Raw genomic sequence first — 25,280 nt, 5'->3', positions numbered from 1 at the left:
CCACACGGCGGCTATAGTCGTGCACCGGTTTCTCGAAGCCCGATTTGAAGAGCCGTCCTGCCGTCGTGGTCTCCCAGTCGCCGGATCCCGAAAGAGCCGTCGCGACCTGGCAGCCGGCTCGCGAAGCCCCCACTGCTTCCGAGCACTTGCGATAGCGATCGTTACCCGAAGGGCCGAGACACCCGAAGGGTGGCTCGGTGAGGAGCGAAGCGACGAGTAGAGCGCGGGCCGAAGGCATCGCCCCTACGCCATCAGCACGCGGCACCTCCTTGGTGAAGCACACCAAAGCTTGCGAACTCGCACACTTGGTCATTGCGATGCTCCCGAATCCGGTCGAGGGACGAACACGCCAATAGGCCGCGGGACCATGGGTGAAACATCGGGTGCCGAGATTGCGGTCGTGACGCCGCCCGACGGCATGAGCGCCGGCAACCGATCACGCGTTTTCATGAGATTGGATCGCGTGACGAATAGCGTCGCAGTTGCTGATGACTGTCCGCTGGACGGCCACTTCGACGGCAGTTCGATGGCAAGCAGATTTGCAAGCTTTGCGACGTAGGCTCGCGTCTCGCCTGGAAGAGAGCCACCCGCGAGATGCTCTTCATAGCGAGATGGTCCCGCATTGTACGCGGCAAACACGCCAGGCGAGCCATACCGATCGAGCAGTTCGCGCAAGTACGCCGTGCCGGCCAGAATGTTGTCGTGCGGGTCGTAGGGGTCGTTCCCGAGATTGTAGCGCTCGCGTAGTTCCGCCCAAGTCGCCGGCATGATTTGCATCAGACCCATTGCGCCCCTGGGCGACTTGGTATGCACGTCTCCAGCGCTTTCGACGTTAATGACCGAACCGATCCAGTTCACCGGAATTGCAAAACGCTTCGAGGCTTCGTCGACGAAAGCTGCAAACCGGTTGCTTGCCTGAGCAACCGCTTGAGCTAACACTGATCCACTCTGGGCTAGAGCAGCACTGTCCGACGCAACGAAAATAAGCAGCAGCGACACGACAGCCCAAACACGCACGCCTGACCGAGGCAAGCTTGCCGTCGTCCTCGCGCCCGTCCAGGGTAAAACCGCATCGCGCCGGTCATGCGGCCGCCCCAGACTGCCGCGGCGCGCGCCGACCCTGCAAGCGTTGGCCGGGACGGAGGAAAGGCCCCGCGATCGATCGAACAGAGGAATGGCGAGGAAGACACGTCGAATACGCACGATCAATCCTCCCACGTCCACACCGGCAGCGCACGGCCGATCACGCTGGATGCCGGAAGAAATCCAAAATACCTGCCATCTAGAGAGTCGTCCGACTGCCAGTTCATCAGAAACAGCTCGCCGTCGCCGACGACGCGGCAGCCCTGCCATTTCGGCAGCGGCCGCCCGCGTCCGTCGCGGTCCCGCGCCTCGCCCATTGCAATGTCGTCGACCGAGATCGTGAGGCCGGTTCTGCAAACGGTCTGCCCAGGAAGAGCAAGCACGCGCTTCAGCATGGGGACGCCAATGGGCAAATAGCCGTTAAGGTCGAGGAAGGTCGCGAGCGGCTCCGGCGGCTGCACGGCGACCAACTCAGTGACTTGGATTTGGTCCGCCGGTCGGAGGCTGTAGAGGCCGATCGGCACGCTCGCGGATGCGTTCCAGATGTAAAGCGGAAGCGGCTCCAGAACGATCGTCGCGGTGAGCGCAGCGGCAGTTCCAAACGTCGCGATGAGTATCTTCAGGGAGCCCATCATCGCATCACCCTTTGGCGATGAAGCCAGGCCTGGTGCCGCGCTTTCGTATATGGGCGCGGGTTTTCGTTGACGGACAGACGATTGTGAACGTGATGCCAATGATCAGGCGCGACGTCAGCGGGATCGATGCCGAGCGCCTCTATGGCATCGATCATCTGCAACACCCGTTCGGTCTTCGGCCAGCCGGACAGACGCAGCAAAATCTCTCCGCCGGGTGTCACATATGGGATGGTCGAGCAGCGCTGTCCCGGAGCGACCGCGCGCAAGATGTCGATGCGCGAAATGATCGTGCCAAAGTCGTTGGAGGTCCACCGGACGAAGGCAAAGATGCTGCCCTGCGCGAATGACAGGACACGCCGATGTCGATCAAGCTTCCGTTCCTTGACAATACGACCGAACCGAATGCGGTTTTCGATACGCTTCTCGAGCCACAACACTTCCACTTCCGTGAGGTCGCTCATGCGGCGGCACCCCGACGCTGGAGCTGGCAGCCGAGAGCTTGGGCCTCGGTGGAGAGTGTGTATGGCCTGCAAAGGCAGGCTGGACTGTCGAACTGCCGTTTCCGGGCGCCGCCAACGCGACTTTCCTCCTGGTCCGTTAGAAGAAATCCGAAGGATTTCTGGTTAGTAAAGTTAGAGCGGCTGGAAAGCGTGGGAAAACAAGCTCTTAAGCTCGATTCCGGTCCCCGATAGCACGAGGATCGGGTCCCCGATAGCACGAGGTTTGCGGTCCCCGATAGCACGAGCTGATTCACAGGCTGTCCTCCGGATTTGGAATGAGACCGCGCCGGCGCAGGCGAGCCGTTAAGGGATCAACAGGCGCTGTCGCGAAGTTCAGTCGCTCGCCGCCGTTCCGATCGCGCGCGAGCACGAGCTGATAGCCGGGCAATGCCTGGCGCTGGACGATCTGACGTACGTCGTAAGCAAAATGCTTGAGCGGTGAGATGATGCCGGACTTGGCATGGAGATGCACAAGGTCAAAGCTCCAGCCGCCTTCCTGGCGTCCGCCGTGCTTGCGCACGAGGCGGTAAAGCCACCTCTCAAGTCCGCCCGTCAGATCGAAATAGGCGCGATCGATCGTCAGCACGAGCGCATCATCGATGACGCCGGCATAGAACCAATCCGGCAGAATCAGCTCGATCCCAAATGGCCGGCCGTTTGCATCTGATGTCTCCTTCCATTCGTTGATCCAGGAGAAGCGGTGTCGCCGTCGTTCTGCCGGCTGACGGATCGACGTCAGCACTGTCGTTGACTGAAGCCTGTCAAGACCTGCCTTCAGGCGGTCATAGTCACGCGCGCTGGTGCCGCGGCCCACGAACGTCAAAATCTCATAGGGCGTTGCAGCCATCAGGCGCGACGTTTTCAAGCCTGCGTCACGTGCTTCGACGATCTGGGACGCAGCCCAGATCAGGACATCTGCATCCCAAATGGTCGCCATACCGTGTTCCGGCACGGCTTCGACACGAATTGCGATCGCGCCGGCACGGAAATCGATCGGCACGACACGTTTCGTCTTTGCGAGCGAAAAGAACGGGTAAGCCATCAGATCCTGCGCATCACGGGGTGCAAGATCGCCGGGCAGCGCCCGAAAGAGCTCAAGCTGATCGCGCTCGGAATGGAGTTTGCGCCGCATGATCACAGTCCTTCCGTGGTGATCAGCGACGTTCTTGGCCGGCATAAGGGCGCAGCGCGGGATGCTTCTTGGCCGGCAGCACCGTTCCCTTCCCAGGGTCCGAGGTCGATGTCTTGGCGCCGCGGTCGGCCCATGCTTTCAGGTCATCGACAGCGTAGACAACACGTCCGCCGATCTTCCGATACGTGGGCCCAGTACCGTACGTGCGGTGCTTCTCCAGCGTGCGGCCGGACAGGCCAAGATAGCGCGCCGCCTCAGGTGTACGCAGGAATCGCGGGGGAAGACCGGCCATCGGATCGGGCATTTGAGAACTCCAGGAGGACAGCGCACTACGCTTGGCTAGGCCAGCGTGTGTGCGGTCATCATGGAGGAGCGCGGTTTCGGAGGGGGATGCCGAACATCGAGGGGTCGATTTTCGGCACCCTCGGGATGCGCTACTCGTCCTTGCGACCGGGCCGCAGAAGTTTGCGGTAACCATCGCGCATCAATGCGAGGCCGCCTTGCACCAGGCGGATTGTTCGATTGCGCAGATCATGCGTCTTCCAGGCGCGGTCGGGGATGCGCTTTTTGCCGAACAGAGCTTCGGCGATAACGCGGTAACTGCCGCCGGCGCTATGCGCATCGAGCGCGCGGATCGCAGCGCTCAGGCGTTCGCGCCGCTGTCTAGATAGTTGATGAAAAGCAGGACCTGGCACGCGTCCACTCATCGCGCGCCATAGTCGTCGGGCTGCATAGGCACGCGCGCCGAAATCGCCGTCAAACGGTAATTCGGCTGCGTATGACGCGCCAAGCACCGGCGGGTCCTTGGACCAGACACGGTGATTTACTGCACCGATGCGCAGCACAGCGTGCCAGCCGTCGGCGGCGCGCCGTATCTGACCTGCCGTAAGATCAAGCAGCGGCTGAGACGGCGCCCTGCCGTCGTCGGCCATTGCTACCTTGACCGGCACGACCGCCGTTAAAACCTCGGGCGTCCAAAAGATCGTCTGCTCGTCGAAGGACCTCTGCGGGTCATGGGCGAAAGCAGATACCCCATTTCCTCCTGAATTCGCCAGTGACTTCGCCGTTCGGACTTTCCGCGATCATCGCTTCATACTCACGCCGATAGTCAGGGTTCCGACGGAGACATTCCCAGGCGATGTCGGTGACGTCCGCGTCTTGTAGGCTCTCGTAAGATTCCGGCGACCGCCAGTCGAATTCAGGCATTGCTTGCGCCCCATTGCACACAACTAACAACGATTGCGGCGCAATAGGTATGAACGAAGCGGTTGTAGGAAGCCCCTAGTTTGGCACCACGTGGTGCACCGGAATGACCACCGATCAGCAAAAGAAAATAGTTCTGCCTGCAAGTCGTCAGCCGGCGATTTTCTTCTATTTTGAGCCGGTGCCGCGTAAGAGGCGCCCTTGCTCAGTCACCCATTTGGCCCGCGCAAGGTGACTCTGATATGCGCTGCGCGCACGGTCCGGCTCTCGCTCTGGGTCCATATGCAAGACCACTCGAGCCACTTCGCGCCAGTCGGCCCCCTCACCCTCCGCCTGCAGAAGGCGCATGTACGTGACGAGGCGCTGCTCGTCATACGCGGTCAACGTCGGCTCGCTCGGCGCGACATCCGCGACATCGGGATCTAGTTGCGGTTTTGTCATAGACATCCCAACAAGCAGCGAATGATTCTAATTCCCCGGTTGGCCAAGATCGTCCGCATGTCTCATTTTAGCCCCATCGCGAACTAACGGGCCAGCCGACAGGTCGAAATACATACTATAGGAGATAAACCTCATAGTATGTAAAGCTCCAATTTGCGCCGATGGACATGCGCAAGTTGGTCGGCCGGAATTTCGCAAGACTGCGGAAGCAGAGGCGCTTCACGCAGGAGAAATTCGCCGAAGTGTCCGGATTCACCCAACAGTATATCAGCGACCTTGAGCGCGGCCGTCGCAATCCAACTGTCGTCACTCTATTCGAACTCGCCAGCACGCTGGGCGTTAGTCATGTCGATCTAGTCCTGCCAGATGATGAGGCACGAGACGAGCGACCAAGACTAGGCAAACGGCGGTGATTGATTTGCAGCCGCATTATGTCGCATCGGAACGGCTTTAAGATGCTTGCGACGGGCACAAAAGCAGTATTGTACATAAAAGCGCGACATACGAGCTAGGTAGGTTGTGTACTCATTGAGCGGGTGAGATCTACTTCCGTGCAAAGGGAACGACGATGCCTTGCCCTCGCTCGAAGGGCGTTTCGCGGTCAGCTGGCGCTTTGAGTTGAACAACTTCAGCTGCTGGCGCAGAAAACCAGCCGGCTGGTAGTGAAGCCAAATTTTCGATGTCGCCGGCGGACATCGTAAATTCGACCGCAAGCAAATCGGCCTTTGTGCGAACGCCTGCGTCGGCGATAAGGTTCAAAGCGTTTGCGAGAATGCGCGGCTCTGTGAGTGGCCAGGCATCGTCAAGTGGTTCTTCTCGATTCCAACCCTTGGCGGAATAGAGTTTGTACAGATCGACATCATAGCCTTCGGGAATAAGTTCGAGATCTTTAAGCCGCTTGATTTGTGCCTTGATGGACACGCGCCACCTCTCCTTCAAGGTCTCCAACACGGCGAGCGACGCGCGCTTTACTTCGCGCGGGTAAGTGGTCGACGGCAACAGAAACGCACTTGCGAGACGGAAGGCCTGCACTTCGATCTGCTTGAGATCCTTGCGTAGCTCTTCGGGAGACACGCGCCGGTGCAGGACGGCATGCGCCAGCTCGTGGGCCGCGTCCATCTGGCGACGCGGAAACGACATCTTGTCGGTCGCCAAGAGTATGTGCGGCCGTCCCTCCGACGCAGACCAGGTGCAAACGCCATCAAGCTTGGCGGTGCCCATTTCAATCGAGCCGACGATAACCCCGATCCGTTCCAGCAAAGCGACCATGTCCGTACATGGCCCCTCTCCAATCTTCCAATGTCGGCGCAGATCAAGCGCGATACGTTCGATATCTTCGTCGCGCAGCTGCTTGTAGCTTGCGCCAGCGAGCACATCGGGGATATCGACCGCCGGGAAGTCGACATAGTGCTGCAGGATGGAGCTGATTTCCTGCAACCATCGTAGCTGCGACTCCTGGTAATTGATGTCGCGTACAAGCGTCGAGGACAACGAGCGGTAGAAGAGTGCGTTTTCGTTCTCATAAGTTGGACGAAGAAAAAATTCCCGGCGAACCTGGAGCGTCTCCGTCAACGCCGTCATGGTCTCAGCATCCGGCGCGCTTGTGCCGTCCTCCCAGCGCGTGACGCTGCTCGAATTAACGCCAAGACGTCGCGCCAAAGCGGACATACTTGTTAGCCGCCGCGCTGCCCGAATTTCGGTCAGACGCGCCGGCACGAATCCGGGGGTCCCTACTCGCATTTATTCACCAATGTCGAACGTTGCCTTTGCCCGAAGGAGAAATCAGCCTTGGGCATCACCCTCCTCATTGTTGGCCGAGGGTGCCTCAGGCGGCACAAACGGTTTCACACCCTTCTTCAACGTAACCTTCGGTTGGTCAACCGTCGGCGGCGCAATGGGCGTCGGCGCCGGAGCATCGGGTTCCACATCGCCGTCATCGGCCAGGAACGAGCTTATGTTCTCGTAGTAAAGGAATCCCTCGTAGCTGGACTCGATCACGCCGATCGCGATCTCCTCGATCTTGCCGGCGCGGTCGCGGTCGCGGGCAACCAACAGGGTGACAAAGATGTCGCCGATCTTCGGCCCCTTACCGTCGAAATCCAGCCGAAGCGAGAGCTCGTAGTTGACAGTCACGCCGGCCAGGCGTGACTTGTTCTTCGCCGGCAGGGTGCCGCTCTCCGGCATGCTGGCCAGCGCCAAGATGACCCCCTGCCCTTCATGCTCAAAGCGCATGAACGGCTGGTGCACCCGTAAATCCGTCTTCGGGATGACGCCGCCTTCGAGCAGGTGACCGCCGTGCTCGGCGCAGACTTCCTCGAAACCCTGCTCGCAGATGCGGAAGCGGGCCTGCCCTTCGATGGCGCGGGCGCGCACTGGCGTCAGCCCTTCAAAGCCATCGCGGACGACTTCATGCGCGTGCAGCGCATCGGCTTTGATGCGATCCTCAAGATCAAGGATCAAAGATCTGGGCAACACGCGGCGCAGCCGGAGGCGAAGGGGAGCGGTCATGCGGTTCCTCGATTCGTGCACATAACACGATTTTGATCGTATATTTTTGCGTAAAGCAAGAAAATTCGTCCGATTATACCCTATAAGGGCTGCTCACGGCAGCGCGGCGTCTGTCCCTGCTGCCGGCTGTCCACAGCCGCGGAGGTTCCTTTGCCAGATTTTTTTGAGATCGATTTTTTGGATGTCGAAGCCAAAGACAGCGGCGACGCCATCTGCCTCCGCTACCAGCTCGGCGGGGAGACCTACATCCACGTGGTCGATGGCGGCTATCAGATGACCGGCCAGTCGGTGGTCGACCACATCAACAAGTATTACGGCAATCCCAGCTTCATCGACAACGTCGTCTGCACCCACAATGACGGAGACCATGCCGGCGGGCTGCAGTCCGTGCTCGAGAGCTTCGATGTCGGCGCTCTTTGGATGCTGCGGCCGTGGATGTACGCCCAGGAATTGCTGCCGCGGTTTCCGACCTACAACAACGTCGACCGTCTCCGTAGTCGCTTTCGTTCGGCTTACAGCAACCTCGCCGCGCTCGAAGATATTGCGATCAAGCGCGGCATCCCGATCTATGAGCCGTTCCAAGGCGCGCTCATCGGCGCCTTCCATGTGATGGCGCCGACGCCGGCGCGCTTCAAGGACCTGGTCGTCGAATCGAACAAGACGCCTGAAGGCGCCGAGGATGGCCTGCTCGCGAAGGCCACCAGCTTCATCGCCGATGCTGCTCGCCAGGCGACAGCATTGGTGCGTGCCGCTTGGGGCGACGAATATTTTCCAGGCTCAGACACCAGCGCCGAGAACGAGATGAGCGTGGTCCAGTATGCGCTGCTCAACGGTGAGCGCATCATGCTCACCGGGGATACCGGACGCGCTGGCCTCAGGGAAGTGATCGAGTATGCACCTTATGTCGGTCTCGTCCTGCCCGGCATCGATCGCTTTCAGGTGCCGCATCATGGCGGTCGGCACAACGTCACCACCCAGCTGCTCGACGAGCTTCTTGGCCCTCGGTTGCCCGTGAGAGCCCAGTCCGGCACGTTCGTCGCCGTGATCAGCTGCGCTAAGGCCGATGACGATCATCCGAGGAATTCGGTTGTTCGCGCCATGATCCATCGCGGTGGGAAAGTCATCACCACCGAAGGCGGCGGCGTACGTACGCAAAGAGGGGCACCGGCGCGGGGTTGGTCAGCTGCCATCCCGATGGATTATCCCGAAGTTCAAGAGGCTTGAGCTGGCATGGAAGAGCTGAAGAACCTCTTCGACGGCTACAGCCGCCAGGCTCGGCTGTTCCCCGCCCTTTTGACGATCTTCGCGCCGTTGGTGACGGCGCTGGCCTGGTTTCCCGAGCTCCTGACCTCCCACATCGGCTCGACTTTGCTGACAATCGCGACATCATGCGGCCTGTTGTATTGGCTCAGCTCAATCGCGCGTAGCCGTGGGAAGCGGGTGGAGCAGCGCGTGCTGCAGGAATGGGGTGGTTGGCCGACCACGTATCTGCTGCGTCACGCGAGCCGGCTCGATCCCCACACGAGGGATCGGTATCATCGTTACCTGGGGCATCACGCTCCCAATCTGGTACTGCCTTCCGCGGCCGCCGAGCGATCGGACCCAGATGCCGCTGATGCGGCCTATGCGTCCGCCATCAAATGGTTGAAAGAGCATGTCCGCGGGAAGGCGCCGCTGGTCGACAAGGAAAACGCCCAATACGGCTTTCGCCGCAATATGCGAGGAATGAAGGCATTTGGCCTTCTCGGCGCCATCATCGCCTTGCTTACCTCGCTGGGCGCCGTTGGGCTCCAGCTCGACTCTTGGCCCCATACTCTGGGCGACATTCGTCCCTTCGTGACACAGCTCCGCGAGGCGGCCAATCCGGCGATCTGGGGCTCGGTTATCTTTGACCTTCTGGCTAGCCTCGCCTGGGCCTTCGCTGTCACCGACGCCTGGGTCACGGCCGGTGCCGAGCAGTACGCTGAGGCGTTGTTGGCGACGATGGATCGATCCTAGGCGCGGATCCGACGCGCCACTCTTGCCGCTCTCGGCCGCGGCTTGGATATCCGCTTGGTGCCTGGCTTCATCCATCTTACCGAAGCGGCGCGAGCTTGTGGAAATGAAAATAGGGCTGCATGCCTAGATGCACGAGGTAAAGACTGTAGCCGGGTTTTTAGAAGCCCCGTCCGATCTGTTCGGACGGGGCTTGGTGAGGCGCTCTTACTCGCCGGTCTTGCGCGGCCGCGACCAGAGCAGGGTGTAGCCTTCACCGCCTTCGTCGTCGAACAGGTTCGCGTAGATCGGCGCGTTGAACGAGGGGTCGTCGAGCTTGAGTGAGAGGTAATCGCGGCCCTCCTCGGAACGCTTCGACCAGGCTGCGCCGATCTCGGCTTTATGCGGCGCACCGCATAAGGCCGATTATGCGGAGCAGAGCGTTATGCGGGGCGGTGTGCCGTGAACGTAGGTTTTTCGGGACTTTGTCCAGCGCGGCACTCCGCATAATCTCGTGAAGAGGAGCCGCGGCGCCCCGCGCGAGGCGAGGCGCCGCAAGCTTGCGGATCACCGCGACCAGACCAATGCGTAGCCGTCATCGACCGCGACGAGGTTGGCGAAGATCGGCGCCGGGAAGGATGGGTCGTCGAGCTTCACCGAGTGGTAAACGGTGTTGTTGTCCTTGGAGGTCCGCTGCCACGCGGCGCCTATCTCGACGTCGCGGAACATCACGCGCAGGTTCGGAGCCTTCTCGTTCTCGGAGGGTTCGGTCGGAAGCAAGCGTGCCTTGATGTTGAGCGAGAGCGTCTTGATGGTGCCGGTGTACGAGCCGTCTTCAGAGCGGGTGAAGGTGCCAATCTGAGCCATGGTAATCTCCTGTTGCTGTTCCAAGCCCGCGACCATCGCGGCCTTGATGGCGATCTCTGAGCGCCGCAACGACCGTCCCGCAGCCTTGGCCCGCAGCGAAGCGGAGGATGGCGGATTGAGCGATCTTGTTGCCTCGCGAGGAATGCCGCCGCTTGGCGGCAGGGGAAGAAGATCGCGAAGAGCCATTGCGGGTAAAGGTCGGTGAGCGCAGCGAGCGTATTGTGGCGCGCGATCCGCCAGCAAAAAGGCCGCTATGGACGTGGGCCCAACAGCCCGACAGGAGGGCACCGGCTCAAAATCTTCAACCGCGGTGATTGCGGACGCGTCGCGGCAGCCTTCTGCTCTCCTGTGCAATGCACGCGTTAGGCCTCGCACGTAAGAACGCGAAGAACCGGCCTATGCGCGCCAGCAGCAACAGCGAGAGTGCGGCACGGGCAGGATAACATGACGCCGCTGAGTGAGGCCGTTCCGGCGCGTGCCTGACACACGGCCCGGACGCGGGGATTGTGCGAGAAGAAACGCCTTTTGCATGGAATGGCATCGCAACCTTCGGTTTGCTCGACGCGCCGGACGTCTCCGGCGTGAACAAGCAAATCGAAGGAAAACAGAGTGACAAAGCGAAAGCGCAGACATCGCCGGAGTGTGGATGTTCGGATCAACTGGCTACAGCCCCATGCCGACGGCTTCAAGGTTTGGCTTGCTCAGCGGAATTACTCGCCGGCAACCATAATCGAGGTGGTGCGCGTCCTTGCCTTGTGGGGCGATTGGGTGCGTGCGGCTGGCTTTGAGATCGAAACGCTCACCGCCGGCTTCGCTGCATCGGCATCGGTGTTCCGGGGTAGCAAGACGGCGCGTGCACCGCAGGGCGCGGCCGCCCTGTTCATCACCCATCTGCGCGAGATGGGCGTCCTTCCGCCGGAGCGACGGCCGTCGCTGGAGGAGACCTGGCCGACGCTCGCTGCCTTCCGCCGGTGGATGCGGGAGCAGCGCGGCATCAAGGACTCCACGCTCGATACCTATCAGGTGATCCTGGTCGATCTGTTGGTCGCGCTTGGTACTGCTCCGAGCGCCTACACGGCCGCCGCCATCCGCAGCTTCGTGCTCGATCGCGCGAAGCCTCATGGACGCGGACGGGCGCAGGGTATCACCGTCGCGACGCGCGCCTACCTCAAGTATCTTGTGGCGATCGGGCAATGCCCGGTCGGCCGCGAACATGCAGTTCCGAGTTTTGCAAGCTGGCAGTTGGCGACGACACCGCGCTTCCTCGGGCAGGGCGACCTCGATCGCCTTCTTGCCGCGTGTGACGGCGAGGACCGCCTGCGCGACCGGGCCGTCATCCTCCTCCTTGCCCGGCTGGGGTTGAGGGCGAGCGAAGTTGCCAATCTCGCCCTCGACGAAATCGACTGGGCGACTGGCCGGATAAGCCTTGCCGGCAAAAGCCGGCGCGAAGAGCGCCTCCCGCTGACCCAGGAGATCGGCGATGCGATCATCGCCTATATCGAGCGGGCACGACCACGCATCGCGACGACACGTGTGTTCCTGACGAGTGCGGCGCCTATCCGTCCGCTCAGCCGCTTCGCCGTCAAATGCATCGTGCGCCGCGCACTCGACAGGGCCGGCGTCAAGAGCGCTCATCGAGGTGCCCACGTTCTGCGCCACTCCGCCGCGACAGCAATGCTGCGCAATGGCGCCACTCTTGCCGGCGTCGGCGCCGTCCTGCGGCATCGTTCGCCGTCGGTCACGGCGCTCTATGCCAAGGTGGACATCGGCCTGCTGTCGGAGATCGCACAGCCTTGGGGTGGGAGGCTGCCATGTTGAGCGACGACGCGAACCGCTACATTACTCTGCGCCGAACGCTCGGCTATAAGCTGGTCAAGGCTGAACGGCATCTTCGCGCCTTCGCGCGCTTCGCTGCAGCGCACGGCGAAACCCATATCCGCGCCGCATCGGTTCTCGCCTGGCTGGCAACGGTTGCTCGCACGCCTATCGCGCGCGAACGGCGCCTGACAGACCTGATCCTGTTTGCGCGCTTCCTGCATGCCGAAGATTCTCGGCATGAAATCCCACGCGCCGACGTTACGCGAGGCCGGGAAAAGCGGCCGATCCCCTATATCTACACACCGGACGAGATCGCCCGCATCCTCGATGCCGCCGCCAAGCTTCGGCATCAGAGGCCCAATCCGCTGCGGCGCCAGCTCTACGTCATGCTGTTCGGGTTGATCGCCGCCACGGGACTACGCGTCTCGGAGGCGCTCGCGCTCAAGCTCGACGACATCCAGCCTGACGGTGTGCTGTACATCCGCGAGACCAAGTTCTGCAAGAGCCGGCTCGTGCCACTGCATCCGACGGTCATCGGGGCGCTTGAGCGTTATCTTGACGTTCGCCGCCAACGCGCCGGCGAAAGTGATTGGCTGTTCCCATCGGTCCAGCACCGAAAGATGTTCCCGACGACTGTGAACTACACATTCCGCTGCATCTTGCGACAGGCAGGGATTGCGCCGAAGCGAAGCCGGCAGCCTCGCATCCATGATCTTCGCCATACCTTCGCAACCCGGGTTCTGGAGCAATGCGGCATTGAACGTAGTGCCGTCGCCCGGCACTTCGTAGCCCTGTCGACCTATCTGGGCCATGCCGATATCCGGAACACCTACTGGTATCTCCAGGCGACGCCGGAGATGATGATGGATATCGCCTCGGCGGCGGAAATGCTGGTCGGGGAGAGCGTCGCATGACGAAACTCGGCCCTCTCATCACCGGCTTCCTGCGCGACTACATGCCCCACCAGCGGGGCTACAGTCCACAGAGCTGCGAGACATACGCGTTCAGCTTCAAGCTGCTGTTCGACTTCGCTGCGAAGCGGCTCTGCACCCGCCCATCACTGCTGACGATCGAGGACCTCGACGCACCGTTGATCGTCGCCTTCTTAGCCCATATCGAGCAGGAGCGAGGGAACGGAGCTGCCACGCGCAACCTGCGACTCGCCGCCATCAAGACGTTCATGCGTTATGTGGAACACAAGGTGCCCTCCGCCTTGGAGCAGATCGGCCGGGTCCATGCGATCCCGGTCAAACGCCACGATCAGAAGCTCATCCGCCATCTGACGATGGAGGAAGTTCGCGCGATCCTCGACGCCCCCGATCTTGCCACACGATCCGGCGTGCGCGACCGGGCAATGATGCACCTCTGCTTCGCCGGAGGCTTGCGGGTCTCGGAGCTGGTCGGCGTCCTGACCCAAAACCTGTCGCTCCAACACGGCGCGAGCGTGATGATCCGGGGTAAGGGCCGCAAGGAACGTTGCTTGCCGCTCTGGAAGGAAACGGCGCGAGATCTCCGCGCCTGGCTGAGCGTCAGGGGCGCGGTTCGCGTCCCGGAGCTCTTCGTCAATGCACAGAATGAGCCCATGACCCGTGCGGGCTTCGAGTATGTGCTGGACAAGCACGTCAGCAAGGCGGCCGAGACCTGCACATCGCTGCGTCATCGGAGCGTCTCCCCGCATCAGCTCCGGCATAGTTGCGCGGTCATCATGCTACAGGCCACTCGCGACATCCGGAAAGTGGCCCTGTGGCTCGGGCATGCCGACATCCGCACGACCGAGGTCTACCTCCGCATGGATCCATCCGAAAAGCTCGAGGCGGTGGAAGCGGTCATTCCGCCCGAGCTGCGCCGCGGACGGTTCAAGGCACCAGACGCGCTGATCGCCTCGCTGCTGGAGGACACATCTCTATCTTCGGGGTGAGAGACGCCGAGCTGACTACTGTCACTGCGGCATTCCTTGGGTCAGATCCGACGCGGCGGCATGCCGGTGCTCATCTGGATGAGCATCGCGCACTTCTCCGTTGGATCGGGGACGGCGGAATCCAACCGCCGTGCCTCGATCGCGCTCCTGTTGCCGTGGTGGTGTCGCAATCACCGCGGTTGAAGATTTTGAGCCGGTGCCCTCCTGTCGGGCTGTTGGGCCCACGTCCATAGCGGCCTTTTTGCTGGCGGATCGCGCGCCACAATACGCTCGCTGCGCTCACCGACCTTTACCCGCAATGGCTCTTCGCGATCTTCTTCCCCTGCCGCCAAGCGGCGGCATTCCTCGCGAGGCAACAAGATCGCTCAATCCGCCATCCTCCGCTTCGCTGCGGGCCAAGGCTGCGGGACGGTCGTTGCGGCGCTCAGAGATCGCCATCAAGGCCGCGATGGTCGCGGGCTTGGAACAGCAACAGGAGATTACCATGGCTCAGATTGGCACCTTCACCCGCTCCGAAGACGGCTCGTACACCGGCACCATCAAGACGCTCTCGCTCAACATCAAGGCACGCTTGCTTCCGACCGAACCCTCCGAGAACGAGAAGGCTCCGAACCTGCGCGTGATGTTCCGCGACGTCGAGATAGGCGCCGCGTGGCAGCGGACCTCCAAGGACAACAACACCGTCTACCACTCGGTGAAGCTCGACGACCCATCCTTCCCGGCGCCGATCTTCGCCAACCTCGTCGCGGTCGATGACGGCTACGCATTGGTCTGGTCGCGGTGATCCGCAAGCTTGCGGCGCCTCGCCTCGCGCGGGGCGCCGCGGCTCCTCTTCACGAGATTATGCGGAGTGCCGCGCTGGACAAAGTCCCGAAAAACCTACGTTCACGGCACACCGCGCCGCATAACGCTCTGCTCCGCATAATCCGCGCGCCCCACATAGATGCGGTGGCTGGGAGCGTTTTCGTTGGACCGGTTGGTCTCGGCGACGATGCGGACGCCCTTGGCCTTCAGGCTCAGGGTCACGATCTCGCCCTGGAATTCGTTACCGACCTTCTTGAAAGAACCGATGTTAGCCATGTCACTTCTCCTGTTGTGTTTCGAGCCCGCGACCACCGCGGCCTCGATGGCGATCTAGGGCCGAGGACGATCGACGACGCACCCGCTCGGGCCGGAGCGCAGCGGAGGACGTCGTTGTGGCGACTTTCTTGTCTCGCGAGGAATGGGCGAAGCCCAGGGGAAGAAAGTCGCATCAACGGCGTTGCGGCTCAGACGATCGAGGCGAAGCCGGTCTTCGGCCAGATCAAGCCATCAACGAGGCCACGTGCGTCCGCGTGCTGAACCACAACCTTACGGAGAAGCGTGGCTATCTCGGTTTTGATGAACAAGCGGCGGAACGATTCAGCGCGGAAAGAGAAACAATCTGCTGCAAAGGGCGGAATCGTCTCCCCCAAGAACGGATCGAGATAAAACCGCTCCGACGCGGCTGGGTGGGCCGGACCGAATGCCGGCAGCTTGATCGAAGCGTTCCGAGGAGGGCCGCGATTACCTCTCACTCAAGCTCGACGGCCCCTCGTTCAATGCACCGATCTACGCGTACCTGTTCGACGATGATGGCGTGAAACGATCATCTTTCGAGGCTTGCGGTCGTAAGAACCGGTTAGGACGAGTTCTCCACCACCACCCCACCCGACTCTAACGGGCGGGTCTTCACCAAAGCAATCAAGCGCATCCATGACGTTACGCCAATGCAAACCGCGCCGAGACACGCGAAGACCTCACGCCAAGCCAGCGAAGGCACCCCGATGGGACAGGGCGAACGCCACATGATAGCCGGCGACGGCGGCGGGAGCAGCGAATACTGTGGCGATCGCTGCGCGCAAGGCGGAGGACCGAGTAGCAGCAAAGGCGACCTGGCCGAGGAGGAGCGTCAGCGCACCGGCGGCCGTTGCGCTAAGCAGCGCACCAATGAGGCCGGCGCCGCTCTGAAACGCGGTCATCCCGATACTCAGTGCGACGAAAAACGGCAGGGCATACACAGCGAGCGTAAAGATCGCCCAGCAGAACAAGCCGATGCCGAGTGTGTTGAGAACAAGCCCAATAGCGAGCATGGGGTGGCTCCATGTGCATAGATGTACCAGTTGCGCCTTCCACCACCACCACGGCGCAACCCTGGATGTGAGACCGAAACGAGGCGGAGTTGCGGCGTGAGCAATTTCGCCTCAAAGACTTCAGTCGAGCAGACGGCGCTCACGCGCCGCCGAACATCCAGACCGGGATGCCGAGCCGCTTGGCCTTATCGGCCAGGTTGTCCTGGATTCCCGTGCCCGGGAAGTGCATGACGCCGATCGGCAGGATTTCGAGCATGGCATCGTTGCGCTTGAAAGGTGCTGCCTTGGCATGTTTCGTCCAATCAGGCTTGAAGGCGATCTGAGGCACCTTGCGGATCGTCGCCCATTTGGAGGCGATCAATTCGGCCCCCTTCGGGGAGCCGCCATGGAGCAGAACCATGTCGGGATGCTTGGCATGAACCTTGTCGAGACGATCCCAGATGAGGTGGTGGTCGTTGAAGGCGAGCCCTCCGGTGAGCGCGATTTTCGGCCCAGCGGGCAGCATGACCTCGGTCTCGGCGCGGCGCTTGGCCGCGATGAAGTCGCGGGAGTCGATCATCGCTGCGGTCAGCGTGCGGTGGTTCACCAGCGATCCCGATCGAGGGCGCCAGAATGAACCGGTGTAAGTCTCGAAGCGTTCGATGGCCTGGTCGCGGAAGAGCTCCAGGCAATTGCGGCGCTCAATCAGTGTGATGCCTTCCGCCGTCACGCGCTCGAGTTCGACCGATCGAATTTCGGAGCCATCCTGCTCGCGCTGGCTCTTCTGCTGCGCCTGTTCGTTGTCGTCGAGTTGGCGACCGATGCGGTCGACGGCACGATGGAACAGGTTGACAGTCGACCAGAGCAGATCGTCGAGGTCCGGCTCGAGCCGCGTGTCGCTCAACGTGGCGACCAGGGCATCGAAGATGTCAGCGACGGCGCCGGCGATGAACTTGGTCTCGGGAAGCGGCCGTGGATCGGGCTGGTCCTCGAAGGGGCGGTAACCGAAGAGCTGCAATTCGGTCAGAACGTGTTCGGTCGGAGATGCGGCATGCTGCGGTTCGATGTCGTCGTGATCGGTCATGGAAGAGGTCCTTCCGGATCGGCCGCAACCATCGCGGCCTTCGTGGCGATCACTTAGACGGCGGGCGGAGCGGGCCAGAACCCGGAGCGAAGCGGAGGGCCGAAGCGGCAGCGGAGGATGGCGAAGGCCGGCTATTTTGATTCGCGATGCAAAGCGCGCCGGCTAGATAATTAATGATGTGTCTTCTCATTGCCGGCGCGCGGCGGAAAATAGCCGGTCGCAGCCATTGCCGGCCCGAGCCGCTTGCCGTCCGATCGCCCTCTAGAAGGCCGTGGTCGCGTGCTCTTCCGGCAGTGGCCTTGCTATGACGGACCTGCCGACGCCCATCGAGACGTCGCTGCTATTCTGTGGCTACTGCCGGAGAATGCAGGAAGCGGACGACGTCCTCTGGTACGAGCTGAAGCCGCAACGCTGTCCGGAGGGCCTCGAGGCCGAGGATGTGCAGATCTTCGTTGAAGTCGCCCACCCTAGGCGACAGCGGAATCGCTTCAACGCCGACCTCTTCCGCGCGCTTCGTGAGAATCGCTTGTACGGCATCTCCGGCAGCATCGTCATCGCGGGTGATATAGAGCCGACGCAGGCCAGATGGCAGCATCATTGCTGCGAGATGATTAGCCGAAAGCGCGGCGGCCATGGGCAGGGCCGGCAGTGCGCAACGCAGTGACAGCATGGTCTCGATTCCCTCGCCGGCAGCGAGCACATCATCGACCACGCCGAAGCGAACGGCGTTGCCGAGCAGGTCACCCATGGCGCGTCGTGGTGTGTCGATCGGAGCCTTGCCGAGCCGCACGCGATCAAAGCCGTTTGGATCGAGCCAAGTGCGATGCACGCCGGTGATCCGTCCCTCAAGGTCCGTGACAGAGCCTATCATCGCCGGCCAGGTTTCAGTCGGCAATTGCTCATCCGGTCGGTAGTAGCAACGTGGGTGGAAGCGTAGGCTGCCACCATGGTGGACGTGGCCTATTCCACGACGCTGCAAGTACGTCTCGGCTAGTGTCCCTTCAATCGGGCTGGACATCCCAAAGAGCCGACGAGCCGCCCCTTGTGATCCGGTCGGCGCTGGCGAACGAACTGGTTTCTGAGCTGGCTGCTCAGAACGAGGTAGTTTTAGAAATCGTTTCGCCTCCTCCGCGACCTCGCGAAAGTCTCGCAACGCCATACTTTCGCGGATAATGTCGAGGAGATCGCCATGCTCCCCGGTCGCGGCATCGGTCCATTTGCCGGAAGGCGCCTTCGGGGATTCGTGCAGGCGCACGAACAACGAGCGGCCCGGCGTGTTGTGGACGTCGCCGACCAACCAGTACCGCCCCGCCCGCTTGCCATTGGAGAGATAGTGTCGGCACACCGCCTCAGCTTCGCGCGAGAGGCGGCGTGCGAGTTCGGAAGCATCGCGGGACATCACGCGGCCTCCCGCTCGCCGATGCGCGCCACCGGATAGCTGACGAGCACCTTCGCTAGGATCTCGACACCGCTCGCGTCCGTGGGCACGAACATGCGCAGCTTCCAGGAGATGATCTCCCCAAAGAGTCCGTAGGCCCGCAGTCGGTCGCGCATCGTGTCGTTGAAGCCCGACAGCTCGATGCGGTATGCCCCCATCACTCGGACGCGGCGAAGCTGGAGCTCCTCCACGAGCTCGAGGACGGTCCGTCCCTCCATCAGCGCGGCAAAGGCGGCGTCCGCCGTCAGCGAAGGCGCGTCCGTCGCAAGGACGTTTGCGACCCACGCGGCCGAAACCTTGCGGCCGATGATGCGCTCGCCCGCATCGGTCTGAAGGCGATAGACGCGGGTCGATTCGTTCGGCAGCCGCTTCCAGATGGGGAGCAGCAAGCCCGCCACAACGTGGATCGTGCTTTCTGTGAACTGGGGCACCTCCGCACGCTCCGCCAGCCAGGCCGCTGCGAAGCGTTCACGGTCCGCTTCGATCCAGTGGCTCTCCGCCATCATGCTCAAGGGGACCGTGTGCTGATCCATCGGCCGGATCAGACGGACGCGCCGCTCGATCTCGCCGTCATCGAGCATGACGCTCGCCGCGGGGACCTGCACGGCGGCTCGTCCCGAACGCTCATTGAGCAGCAGGACGGCCTGACGATCGGAAAGACGAGCAAGAGCATCATCCAGACTCACAGGATGGTTGCGCTGGCGCTGTGTGACCGTGAGCAGCCGGGTCTCGGCGCCGGTGCCCGGATGGGCGTAGATCGTCCGCCGGTCAGTGACGACAAAGCTTTCGGCACGGAGTGTTTCCAATCCGAGGTCGTAGGTGCCGGATGCAACCGCGCCTTCGATCCGAGCGGTCAAGAGCTGCTCGAAGGCGGTGAAGAGCACATTCTGTAGGTCGATGGTGAGCGCCAATAACCTGTTCAGAAAGGTCGTGATGGGCGGTAGGTCATCCCTGAGCCCATTGGCATCCATGAGCTTCAGACCGGTCGCATCCTCGAATCTCCCGAGCGAGCAGCTGTCAACCTTGCCTCGCGCGAGCAGCATGTAGAGCTGACGCAACGCGTCACGCCCGTACTGGCTTTCGAGATTGTCCTCGGGCCGGAACAGCCCCTGCCCTCCGGTCTGGCGCTGGCCACGCGTAATGGCTCCCAGCGTGTCGAGCCGGCGGGCAATGGTGCTGAGAAAGCGCTTTTCGGCCTTCACGTCGGTCGCGATGGGGCGAAACAGCGGCGGCTGCGTCTGATTTGTCCGGTTGGTCCGGCCGAGCCCCTGGATCGCGGCGTCGGCCTTCCAGCCCGGCTCGAGCAGGTAATGGACTCGCAGGCGGCGATTCCGGGCCGACAGTTCGGCATGGTAGCTCCTCCCCGTGCCGCCTGCGTCGGAGAACACGAGGATTCGCTTGATGTCATTCATGAAGGCCGACGTCTCCGCGAGGTTGGACGATCCGGCTCGGTTTTCGACGACCAGCCGGTCGCCCTTGCGAACGATGCGGCGCGAGCGGCCGGTGACCTCGGCGACCATGTCAGTGCCGAACCGCTGGATGACCTGATCCAGCGCGCCAGGTACCGGCGGCAGCGAGGCGAGCTTCTCGATCAAACGATCGCGGCGAGCGACGGCCTCCCGGCTCTCGACCGGCTGTCCGTCGCGGTAAACGGGCCGGGAGCAGAGATTGCCTTCCGAGTCCGTGAAGGGCTCGTAGAGCTGGACTGGGAAGGAATGGGCGAGGTAGTCGAGCACATACTCACGCGGGGTGATGTCGACCTGGACGTCGCCCCATTCTTCAGTCGAGATCTCCGCGAGCCGGCGCTCCATCAGCGCTTCGCCCGTCGACACGATCTGGATGACTGCGGCGTGTCCAACCTCAAGATCGTTCTCGATCGATCGGATGAGCGACGGCGTCTTCATCGAGGTCAGGAGATGACCGAAGAAGCGCTGCTTCGCGCTTTCGAAGGCGGATCGTGCCGCAGACTTTGCTTGCCCGTTCAGCGTTCCGGTTTCGCCGGTGATGTTGGCCGCTCGCATCGCCACGTCCAGGTTATTGTGGATGACGCTGAACGCACCGGCATAGGCGTCGTAGATGCGAACTTGCTCAGGTGTAAGCTGGTGCTCAACGAGGTCGTACTCGACGCCTTCATAAGAGAGCGAGCGGGCCGCGTAGAGACCGAGCGCCTTCAGGTCGCGGGCCAGCACCTCCATGGCCGCGACCCCACCTTCCTCGATCGCTTCGACGAACTCGGCACGCGTCGCAAACGGGAAGTCGGCGCCACCCCACAGGCCGAGGCGTTGGGCATAAGCGAGATTGTGGACTGTGGTAGCGCCGGTCGCCGACACATAGATCACACGAGCATTCGGTAAAGCGTGCTGGAGCCTAAGGCCGGCGCGCCCCTGCTGAGAGGCCGCCTGGTCGCCGCGCTCGCCCTTGCCCCCGACTGCATTCTGCATGGCGTGGCTCTCGTCGAAAACGATCACTCCGTCAAAGTCCGAGCCCAACCATTCGACAATCTGCCTGACGCGCGAAAGCTTTTCGCCGTGCTCCTCGGTCCGTAGCGTAGCGTAGGTGGTAAATAGGATGCCTTCCGAAAGCCGGACCGGGGTGCCCTGGCGAAACCGCGACAGCGGCGTAACAAGCAATCGTTCCATGCCAAGCGCGGACCAGTCGCGCTGGGCATCCTCGATCAGCTTGTCGGACTTGCTGATCCAGACCGCTCGGCGGCGGCCCTTGAGCCAGTTGTCAAGCAGGATGCCGGCGGCCTGCCGTCCCTTGCCCGCCCCGGTGCCATCGCCCAAGAACCAGCCGCGGCGAAAGCGGACGGCATTTTCCGCGTCGTCGCGCGCGGCGGCCACAACATCAAAAGTCGTGTCGACCGTCCAGGAGCCCGCGAGAAACTCGGAATGTGCCTCCCCGGCATAGATGATGCTCTCGAGCTGGGCATCCGATAGAACTCCGTCGGCCATGACACTGGCCGGCAGGTGCGGCCGGTAGGACGGTTTCGGCGGCGCAACGGAAGCCATTGCCGCGGATTGCACGAGTTTGGTCGGGTGTTCGCACGATCCGGGAATACGGATCGACTGCAATCCATACTCCTCGTAAAGCGCATCGGTCAGCCGGGCGCCTTCCGGCGGCGACCATTCGACCGTCTCGTACGCAAGTTCGACACCTTCTGGTGCTGCGCTTATCGAAGAGGACGACGAAATTGGTGCAGCGGCGTCGACCGATCGTGACGTCGCTGGCCGCCGGAAAGCAGCGATCTCCGATGGTGAGGCGACGGGCAGCCTTTCAGGCACATGCTGGTTCACCCAGCCAAGCAAGGTCGCGACATCGCCCGCCATTCCTGGCGAGTCAGGAAAAGCTTTCGGATCAGCGGCGGGCAGCTTGTCGATCACAAGCAGCCTCGTATCCGTCCGAGTCCCATGCTTGGCGTAAAGGCTGCCATCGATCGCCGCAGAAAATACCACCCGCCCGTGTTCCTGGAGCCGGATAAAGGCATCTCGCCAAGTCGGGTTATCCGGCGCGAAGCTTGCACCAGCGATGGCAACGAGGCGCCCACCGTCGCGAAGACGCGCGAGCGCCGAAGCGACGTGGCGGAGGGCCGCATCCGTCATCCGCCGATCGACATTCGCCAGTGCGGAGAACGGCGGGTTCATCAAAACAACGCTGGGTACGACACCCGCATCGAGTTGATCATCGATCTGAGCGGCGTCAAACCGCGTGACTTTAACGTTGGCGAAGAGCTGCTCGAGCAACCCCGCTCGGGTCTCGGCCAACTCGTTCAACATCAAGGCGCCCTCGGCAAGCTCGGCAAAGACGGCGAGCAAGCCCGTCCCCGCGGAAGGCTCCAGGACGCGATCGACCGATGTAATGCCGGCTGCACCGCATGCGACCAGTCCCAACGGAATGGGCGTCGAGAATTGCTGAAGTACCTGGCTGTCCTCGGAACGCCGCGTATGGGTTGGCAGACAGCTCGCAATTTTCGCGAGCATCGGCAGCATTGCTGCCGTCGAGCCAGCCTTGGCACGCATCGCGGGGCCAAACTTGCGAAGGAACAGAACAGTTGCCGCCTCGCAGACGTCATAGGCGGTCTTCCAGTTCCAGGCCCCGGCCGCGTCGGAGGCGCCGAAGGCAGCCTCCATGGCGCTACGCAGAACAGCGGCATCGATGCGCCGGCCCCGTTCGAGCTCGGTCAGGAGCTGTCGCGCGGCCTTGACAGCGGCGGAGGTGAGACTTGCAGCGGCACGCATCGAGATCGGCGCGGCGGCAGCGCCGCCGGCGAGAGATTCGGTCATGGTGGGATTTCTCGAGAGAGCAGGAACGGGTCGAACCGTCAGGCGCTCTCCTTTGACCCCGACGGCTCAAACCCTTCCCGGCCCGACTCTCACTCTCGGCCGTTCCCAATAAGAATGGGGACCAGCGCTGCGCACCGGTCCCCAAGCTACCGCGGGACGGCCGGAGCCGTCCCGCTCTGTGATTTCACTCAGCCGCGTCGAGTTGTTGCGGATCGTCGTCGCTGGCGTTCTCCTGATCCTCCTCGTCGGCGAGGAATTCGGGCAGCGGGCCCGCTTCACCCTCCTGCTCCGCTGGCATCAAACCAGGAGCGGTAAGACGCAGCGCCTCCGGCAGCCAGCCCGAGCCATCCAGCAGGCGCTCGGCCTCCTTGGCCATCTCGGCCTTCTTCAGATGGTCGATCAGCTGCGCCGACGACTCGCCCTTGGCTTCCCGCACAGCCTCCAGAATGCGCGGCTTGGTGACCCGGCCGAAATAGTTGTCGACGGTCGGTCTCCAGCCGGCTTGCACCATGTCGAGCCCAACCGCGCGCGCCAGCACATCAGCCTGGTCGAGACGCGTGCGAACGCCGTGGGAAGAGACGCGGCCCTGATTGTAGCGGTTGGCCGGCTCATAGACGGCGTTGACCGCAAACGACGCACAGTGGGCGAACAGCGAAGCCTGTGCACCACCATCGAGAGCCGTCAGCGCATCCCAGAGATCGTTCTCGCTCTTCGGCAACCGTGCCTTCCAGGCCTCATGCCGAGCCTCGACAGCCTTCGCCGAGGCGCTTTCCCTCAGCCCCGGAGCTTGAGCGGGAAAGATCGGCGTGCGAAGGCCGATCTCCAGACAGCTTCCTGACGATGCGAACCGGTAAAAGGCCGTCAGCACGAAGTTATGCAGCACCGCCTGGAACGCGATCGCAGGATTTTCTGCCAGCGCATCGCGCAATGCCAGTGTTCGATGCGCCGTCAGTTCGGTGATCAGCCGATCCGGCAGAGGTTTGGCCGCGTCCTCATCATCCTCTTCGGCTTCAGAAGCACTACCCGCGACCGCGATGACCGTGCGCTGGACAGAAGGGCCCACTTCTGGACCTCCGGTCGACGACGCCTCGGCTCCCTGCCCGACATCAGGATCAGCTGCCGGCACCTCGTCCTCCGGCCGGACGTAACCTCGGTCCACGGCGAGGCGTCCTTCGGAATCGATGCTGATGAAGACACCTGCTCGGGCGATCTCGTCCGGATCGTAGAGCATCGGCCGGTCTTCGAAGGCCGCCAGTGCCGTCTCGATTTCGCCGAGGCGCTGATCGACTTCGTCGGGCAATTCATCGGCATCCTGGTAATCGGCTTCAAGCTTGGCCTGCTCGGCGTTGAGAGCATCGATGGTGGCCTGCTCTTCAGGCGAGAGATCGACAGGTCTGCCCTCGATTTCTCGTAGGCCTTGGGTGTGACCGTAGGGGAACTCTACGGCGACTGAGATCCACTTCCAGCCTTCGGCAGCAATAGTCTCAGCTTCGGCTTTGAGCTTTTCGGTTACGAGGCGGTCGAGCAACACGACGTCCTGAAGCCAGCCGCCGTCGTCGTGCTCGAACAGATCCCGCAGAACGCCGCCACCCGCGTGCTGATAGGCATCGAGGCCCACAAATTGGGCGCGGCGATCGGACCCGCGTACGGTGTTCTCGGTGAGCAAGCGCCGGATCTGGTACGGCTCGTCGTACCCGGAGCGGCTGACGTTCTCCCAGACTTGCTCCTGGCGGGCGTGATCGGCTGTGACCGAGAACGCCATGAGCTGCTCGAGCGTCATGCCGTCTTCGGCATAGACGTCGTGCAGCTTTGGCGAGACCGACGCCAGGCGCAGGCGCTGCTTGACGACCGCCGGCGCCACGAAATGCCGTGCGGCGATCTCCTCTTCGCTCATACCGCCATCGCGGAGGATCTGGAACGCGCGGAATTGATCGAGTGGATGCAGGCCGATGCGCTCGTCGTTTTCCGCAAGCGAGTCGTCCTCGGCGATACCGCCATCCCTGACCACACAGGGGACCGCTTGGGTCTTCGCCATACGCTTCTGCTTCACTAACAATTCAAGGGCGCGGTATCGCCGCCCGCCCGCAGGAACCTCGAACATGCCGGTCTCCGTTCCGTCGGCATCGACGACGGCACGGACGCTGAGGCTTTGTAGCAAGGTACGCTGCGCAATGCTCTCGGCCAGTTGCTCGATCGAGACGCCGGCCTTGACCCGGCGAACATTGGACTGGCTCAAGACCAGCTTGTTGAAGGGAATGTCCCGGGATGGACTGAGTTTGATCTTCTGAACGGCGCTAGCCATGTCG

General features: G+C 62.3%; 24 protein-coding genes and 3 pseudogenes. 8 read left to right on the top strand and 19 right to left on the bottom strand.

Features of this window, described 5'->3' with window-relative positions; genetic code table 11:
- Nucleotides 1-309: 309 nt before the first annotated feature.
- The 8 genes from P6U31_RS08200 to P6U31_RS08165 form a co-directional block, all read right to left on the bottom strand.
- Nucleotides 310-999, bottom strand: a complete 690-nt coding sequence (locus tag P6U31_RS08200; RefSeq protein WP_407187708.1) for a lytic transglycosylase domain-containing protein — start codon at nt 997-999, stop codon at nt 310-312.
- Nucleotides 1,000-1,205: 206 nt separating this feature from the next.
- On the bottom strand, nt 1,206-1,718 hold the full coding sequence (locus P6U31_RS08195; protein ID WP_407187707.1) for a S26 family signal peptidase: 513 nt from the start codon (nt 1,716-1,718) through the stop codon (nt 1,206-1,208).
- Nucleotides 1,715-2,179: a DUF2840 domain-containing protein gene (locus P6U31_RS08190; protein WP_407187706.1), complete on the bottom strand. Its 465-nt coding sequence runs from the start codon at nt 2,177-2,179 to the stop codon at nt 1,715-1,717. The genes P6U31_RS08195 and P6U31_RS08190 overlap by 4 nt, the downstream gene beginning before the upstream one ends.
- 289 nt (nt 2,180-2,468) lie before the next feature.
- Nucleotides 2,469-3,350, bottom strand: a complete 882-nt coding sequence (locus P6U31_RS08185) for a replication initiator protein A (protein ID WP_407187705.1) — start codon at nt 3,348-3,350, stop codon at nt 2,469-2,471.
- Between the two features lie 22 nt (nt 3,351-3,372).
- The gene (locus P6U31_RS08180) at nt 3,373-3,654 is read right to left on the bottom strand and encodes an AlpA family transcriptional regulator (RefSeq protein ID WP_008561544.1); all 282 of its coding nucleotides are present in this window, start codon (nt 3,652-3,654) and stop codon (nt 3,373-3,375) included.
- A 130-nt stretch (nt 3,655-3,784) separates the two neighbouring features.
- Nucleotides 3,785-4,282, bottom strand: coding sequence for a DUF2285 domain-containing protein (locus P6U31_RS08175; protein ID WP_407187704.1), 498 nt, complete (start codon nt 4,280-4,282; stop codon nt 3,785-3,787).
- Nucleotides 4,283-4,361: 79 nt separating this feature from the next.
- Entirely contained in the window at nt 4,362-4,556 is a 195-nt protein-coding gene (locus P6U31_RS08170; protein WP_407187703.1) for a transcriptional regulator domain-containing protein, read from the bottom strand.
- A gap of 165 nt (nt 4,557-4,721) precedes the next feature.
- Nucleotides 4,722-4,994 carry a DUF2285 domain-containing protein gene (locus P6U31_RS08165; protein WP_407187702.1) on the bottom strand — a complete coding sequence of 91 codons (273 nt, stop codon included), beginning with the start codon at nt 4,992-4,994 and terminating at the stop codon, nt 4,722-4,724.
- Nucleotides 4,995-5,155: 161 nt separating this feature from the next.
- Here P6U31_RS08165 and P6U31_RS08160 point away from each other — a divergent pair, with 161 nt between their 5' ends.
- A complete protein-coding gene (locus P6U31_RS08160; protein ID WP_407187701.1) occupies nt 5,156-5,407 on the top strand; it encodes a helix-turn-helix domain-containing protein in 252 nt (83 codons plus the stop codon).
- 130 nt (nt 5,408-5,537) lie between these two features.
- Here the strand turns inward: P6U31_RS08160 and P6U31_RS08155 are convergent, their stop codons facing one another.
- Complete coding sequence (locus tag P6U31_RS08155; RefSeq protein WP_407187700.1) at nt 5,538-6,662, bottom strand: XRE family transcriptional regulator; 1,125 nt, start codon at nt 6,660-6,662, stop codon at nt 5,538-5,540.
- A 114-nt stretch (nt 6,663-6,776) separates the two neighbouring features.
- On the bottom strand, nt 6,777-7,502 hold the full coding sequence (locus tag P6U31_RS08150; protein WP_407187699.1) for a hypothetical protein: 726 nt from the start codon (nt 7,500-7,502) through the stop codon (nt 6,777-6,779).
- Between the two features lie 252 nt (nt 7,503-7,754).
- Here P6U31_RS08150 and P6U31_RS08145 point away from each other — a divergent pair, with 252 nt between their 5' ends.
- Both P6U31_RS08145 and P6U31_RS08140 read left to right on the top strand, forming a co-directional pair.
- On the top strand, nt 7,755-8,726 hold the full coding sequence (locus tag P6U31_RS08145; protein ID WP_407187698.1) for a competence protein ComEC: 972 nt from the start codon (nt 7,755-7,757) through the stop codon (nt 8,724-8,726).
- A 6-nt stretch (nt 8,727-8,732) separates the two neighbouring features.
- Entirely contained in the window at nt 8,733-9,500 is a 768-nt protein-coding gene (locus P6U31_RS08140; RefSeq protein ID WP_407187697.1) for a hypothetical protein, read from the top strand.
- 204 nt (nt 9,501-9,704) lie between these two features.
- Here the strand turns inward: P6U31_RS08140 and P6U31_RS08135 are convergent.
- Nucleotides 9,705-9,878, bottom strand: a pseudogene (locus P6U31_RS08135) (DUF736 domain-containing protein); the annotation flags it as partial.
- Nucleotides 9,879-10,043: 165 nt separating this feature from the next.
- Entirely contained in the window at nt 10,044-10,343 is a 300-nt protein-coding gene (locus P6U31_RS08130) for a DUF736 domain-containing protein (protein ID WP_407187693.1), read from the bottom strand.
- 609 nt (nt 10,344-10,952) lie between these two features.
- On the opposite strand from P6U31_RS08130, the gene P6U31_RS08125 reads away from it, so the two are divergent.
- The 4 genes from P6U31_RS08125 (at nt 10,953) to P6U31_RS08110 (ending at nt 14,863) form a co-directional block, all read left to right on the top strand.
- Nucleotides 10,953-12,161 (top strand): tyrosine-type recombinase/integrase, encoded by a 1,209-nt coding sequence (locus P6U31_RS08125; RefSeq protein WP_407187696.1) that lies wholly within the window; start codon nt 10,953-10,955, stop codon nt 12,159-12,161.
- On the top strand, nt 12,155-13,075 hold the full coding sequence (locus P6U31_RS08120) for a tyrosine-type recombinase/integrase (protein WP_407187695.1): 921 nt from the start codon (nt 12,155-12,157) through the stop codon (nt 13,073-13,075). The genes P6U31_RS08125 and P6U31_RS08120 overlap by 7 nt, the downstream gene beginning before the upstream one ends.
- Nucleotides 13,072-14,079, top strand: a complete 1,008-nt coding sequence (locus P6U31_RS08115; RefSeq protein ID WP_407187694.1) for a tyrosine-type recombinase/integrase — start codon at nt 13,072-13,074, stop codon at nt 14,077-14,079. Before P6U31_RS08120 ends, P6U31_RS08115 begins: the two co-directional genes overlap by 4 nt.
- Before the next feature lie 484 nt (nt 14,080-14,563).
- Entirely contained in the window at nt 14,564-14,863 is a 300-nt protein-coding gene (locus P6U31_RS08110; protein WP_407187693.1) for a DUF736 domain-containing protein, read from the top strand.
- A 140-nt stretch (nt 14,864-15,003) separates the two neighbouring features.
- Here the strand turns inward: P6U31_RS08110 and P6U31_RS08105 are convergent.
- Nucleotides 15,004-15,159 (bottom strand): annotated as a pseudogene (locus P6U31_RS08105) (DUF736 family protein); the annotation flags it as partial.
- Nucleotides 15,160-15,347: 188 nt separating this feature from the next.
- Nucleotides 15,348-15,635: a hypothetical protein gene (locus P6U31_RS08100; RefSeq protein WP_407187692.1), complete on the bottom strand. Its 288-nt coding sequence runs from the start codon at nt 15,633-15,635 to the stop codon at nt 15,348-15,350.
- On the opposite strand from P6U31_RS08100, the pseudogene P6U31_RS08095 reads away from it, so the two are divergent.
- Nucleotides 15,599-15,778: pseudogene (locus P6U31_RS08095) on the top strand (DUF736 family protein); the annotation flags it as partial. The gene P6U31_RS08100 and the pseudogene P6U31_RS08095 sit on opposite strands and share 37 nt — an antisense overlap.
- 79 nt (nt 15,779-15,857) lie before the next feature.
- On the opposite strand, the gene P6U31_RS08090 reads toward P6U31_RS08095, so the two are convergent.
- The 5 genes from P6U31_RS08090 to P6U31_RS08070 form a co-directional block, all read right to left on the bottom strand.
- Nucleotides 15,858-16,190, bottom strand: a complete 333-nt coding sequence (locus tag P6U31_RS08090; RefSeq protein ID WP_407187691.1) for a hypothetical protein — start codon at nt 16,188-16,190, stop codon at nt 15,858-15,860.
- 139 nt (nt 16,191-16,329) lie between these two features.
- Complete coding sequence (locus tag P6U31_RS08085; RefSeq protein ID WP_407187690.1) at nt 16,330-17,253, bottom strand: DUF2493 domain-containing protein; 924 nt, start codon at nt 17,251-17,253, stop codon at nt 16,330-16,332.
- 340 nt (nt 17,254-17,593) lie between these two features.
- Nucleotides 17,594-18,652 (bottom strand): toprim domain-containing protein, encoded by a 1,059-nt coding sequence (locus P6U31_RS08080; protein WP_407187689.1) that lies wholly within the window; start codon nt 18,650-18,652, stop codon nt 17,594-17,596.
- On the bottom strand, nt 18,652-22,974 hold the full coding sequence (locus P6U31_RS08075) for a strawberry notch-like NTP hydrolase domain-containing protein (RefSeq protein WP_407187688.1): 4,323 nt from the start codon (nt 22,972-22,974) through the stop codon (nt 18,652-18,654). Before P6U31_RS08075 ends, P6U31_RS08080 begins: the two co-directional genes overlap by 1 nt.
- Nucleotides 22,975-23,158: 184 nt before the next feature.
- The gene (locus tag P6U31_RS08070) at nt 23,159-25,276 is read right to left on the bottom strand and encodes a ParB/RepB/Spo0J family partition protein (protein ID WP_407187687.1); all 2,118 of its coding nucleotides are present in this window, start codon (nt 25,274-25,276) and stop codon (nt 23,159-23,161) included.
- Nucleotides 25,277-25,280: the final 4 nt, after the last annotated feature.

It is taken from the genome of Bradyrhizobium centrosematis (assembly GCF_045571495.1).
GTDB classification, from domain to species: domain Bacteria; phylum Pseudomonadota; class Alphaproteobacteria; order Rhizobiales; family Xanthobacteraceae; genus Bradyrhizobium; species Bradyrhizobium centrosematis.
The sequence above is the reverse complement of the archived record's forward strand: the minus strand, read 5'-3'. Positions and strand labels throughout refer to the sequence as shown.

Excerpts from the sequence above, each read along its gene's own strand:
- P6U31_RS08195 (WP_407187707.1), bottom strand. The coding sequence starts at position 1,718 with ATGATGGGCTCCCTGAAGATACTCATCGCGACGTTTGGAACTGCCGCT.
- P6U31_RS08190 (WP_407187706.1), bottom strand. The coding sequence starts at position 2,179 with ATGAGCGACCTCACGGAAGTGGAAGTGTTGTGGCTCGAGAAGCGTATC.
- P6U31_RS08185 (WP_407187705.1), bottom strand. The coding sequence starts at position 3,350 with ATGCGGCGCAAACTCCATTCCGAGCGCGATCAGCTTGAGCTCTTTCGG.
- P6U31_RS08180 (WP_008561544.1), bottom strand. The coding sequence starts at position 3,654 with ATGCCCGATCCGATGGCCGGTCTTCCCCCGCGATTCCTGCGTACACCT.
- P6U31_RS08175 (WP_407187704.1), bottom strand. The coding sequence starts at position 4,282 with ATGGCCGACGACGGCAGGGCGCCGTCTCAGCCGCTGCTTGATCTTACG.
- P6U31_RS08170 (WP_407187703.1), bottom strand. The coding sequence starts at position 4,556 with ATGCCTGAATTCGACTGGCGGTCGCCGGAATCTTACGAGAGCCTACAA.
- P6U31_RS08165 (WP_407187702.1), bottom strand. The coding sequence starts at position 4,994 with ATGACAAAACCGCAACTAGATCCCGATGTCGCGGATGTCGCGCCGAGC.
- P6U31_RS08160 (WP_407187701.1), top strand. The coding sequence starts at position 5,156 with ATGGACATGCGCAAGTTGGTCGGCCGGAATTTCGCAAGACTGCGGAAG.
- P6U31_RS08155 (WP_407187700.1), bottom strand. The coding sequence starts at position 6,662 with ATGTCCGCTTTGGCGCGACGTCTTGGCGTTAATTCGAGCAGCGTCACG.
- P6U31_RS08150 (WP_407187699.1), bottom strand. The coding sequence starts at position 7,502 with ATGACCGCTCCCCTTCGCCTCCGGCTGCGCCGCGTGTTGCCCAGATCT.
- P6U31_RS08140 (WP_407187697.1), top strand. The coding sequence starts at position 8,733 with ATGGAAGAGCTGAAGAACCTCTTCGACGGCTACAGCCGCCAGGCTCGG.
- P6U31_RS08130 (WP_407187693.1), bottom strand. The coding sequence starts at position 10,343 with ATGGCTCAGATTGGCACCTTCACCCGCTCTGAAGACGGCTCGTACACC.
- P6U31_RS08120 (WP_407187695.1), top strand. The coding sequence starts at position 12,155 with ATGTTGAGCGACGACGCGAACCGCTACATTACTCTGCGCCGAACGCTC.
- P6U31_RS08115 (WP_407187694.1), top strand. The coding sequence starts at position 13,072 with ATGACGAAACTCGGCCCTCTCATCACCGGCTTCCTGCGCGACTACATG.
- P6U31_RS08110 (WP_407187693.1), top strand. The coding sequence starts at position 14,564 with ATGGCTCAGATTGGCACCTTCACCCGCTCCGAAGACGGCTCGTACACC.
- P6U31_RS08090 (WP_407187691.1), bottom strand. The coding sequence starts at position 16,190 with ATGCTCGCTATTGGGCTTGTTCTCAACACACTCGGCATCGGCTTGTTC.
- P6U31_RS08085 (WP_407187690.1), bottom strand. The coding sequence starts at position 17,253 with ATGACCGATCACGACGACATCGAACCGCAGCATGCCGCATCTCCGACC.
- P6U31_RS08080 (WP_407187689.1), bottom strand. The coding sequence starts at position 18,652 with ATGTCCCGCGATGCTTCCGAACTCGCACGCCGCCTCTCGCGCGAAGCT.
- P6U31_RS08075 (WP_407187688.1), bottom strand. The coding sequence starts at position 22,974 with ATGACCGAATCTCTCGCCGGCGGCGCTGCCGCCGCGCCGATCTCGATG.
- P6U31_RS08070 (WP_407187687.1), bottom strand. The coding sequence starts at position 25,276 with ATGGCTAGCGCCGTTCAGAAGATCAAACTCAGTCCATCCCGGGACATT.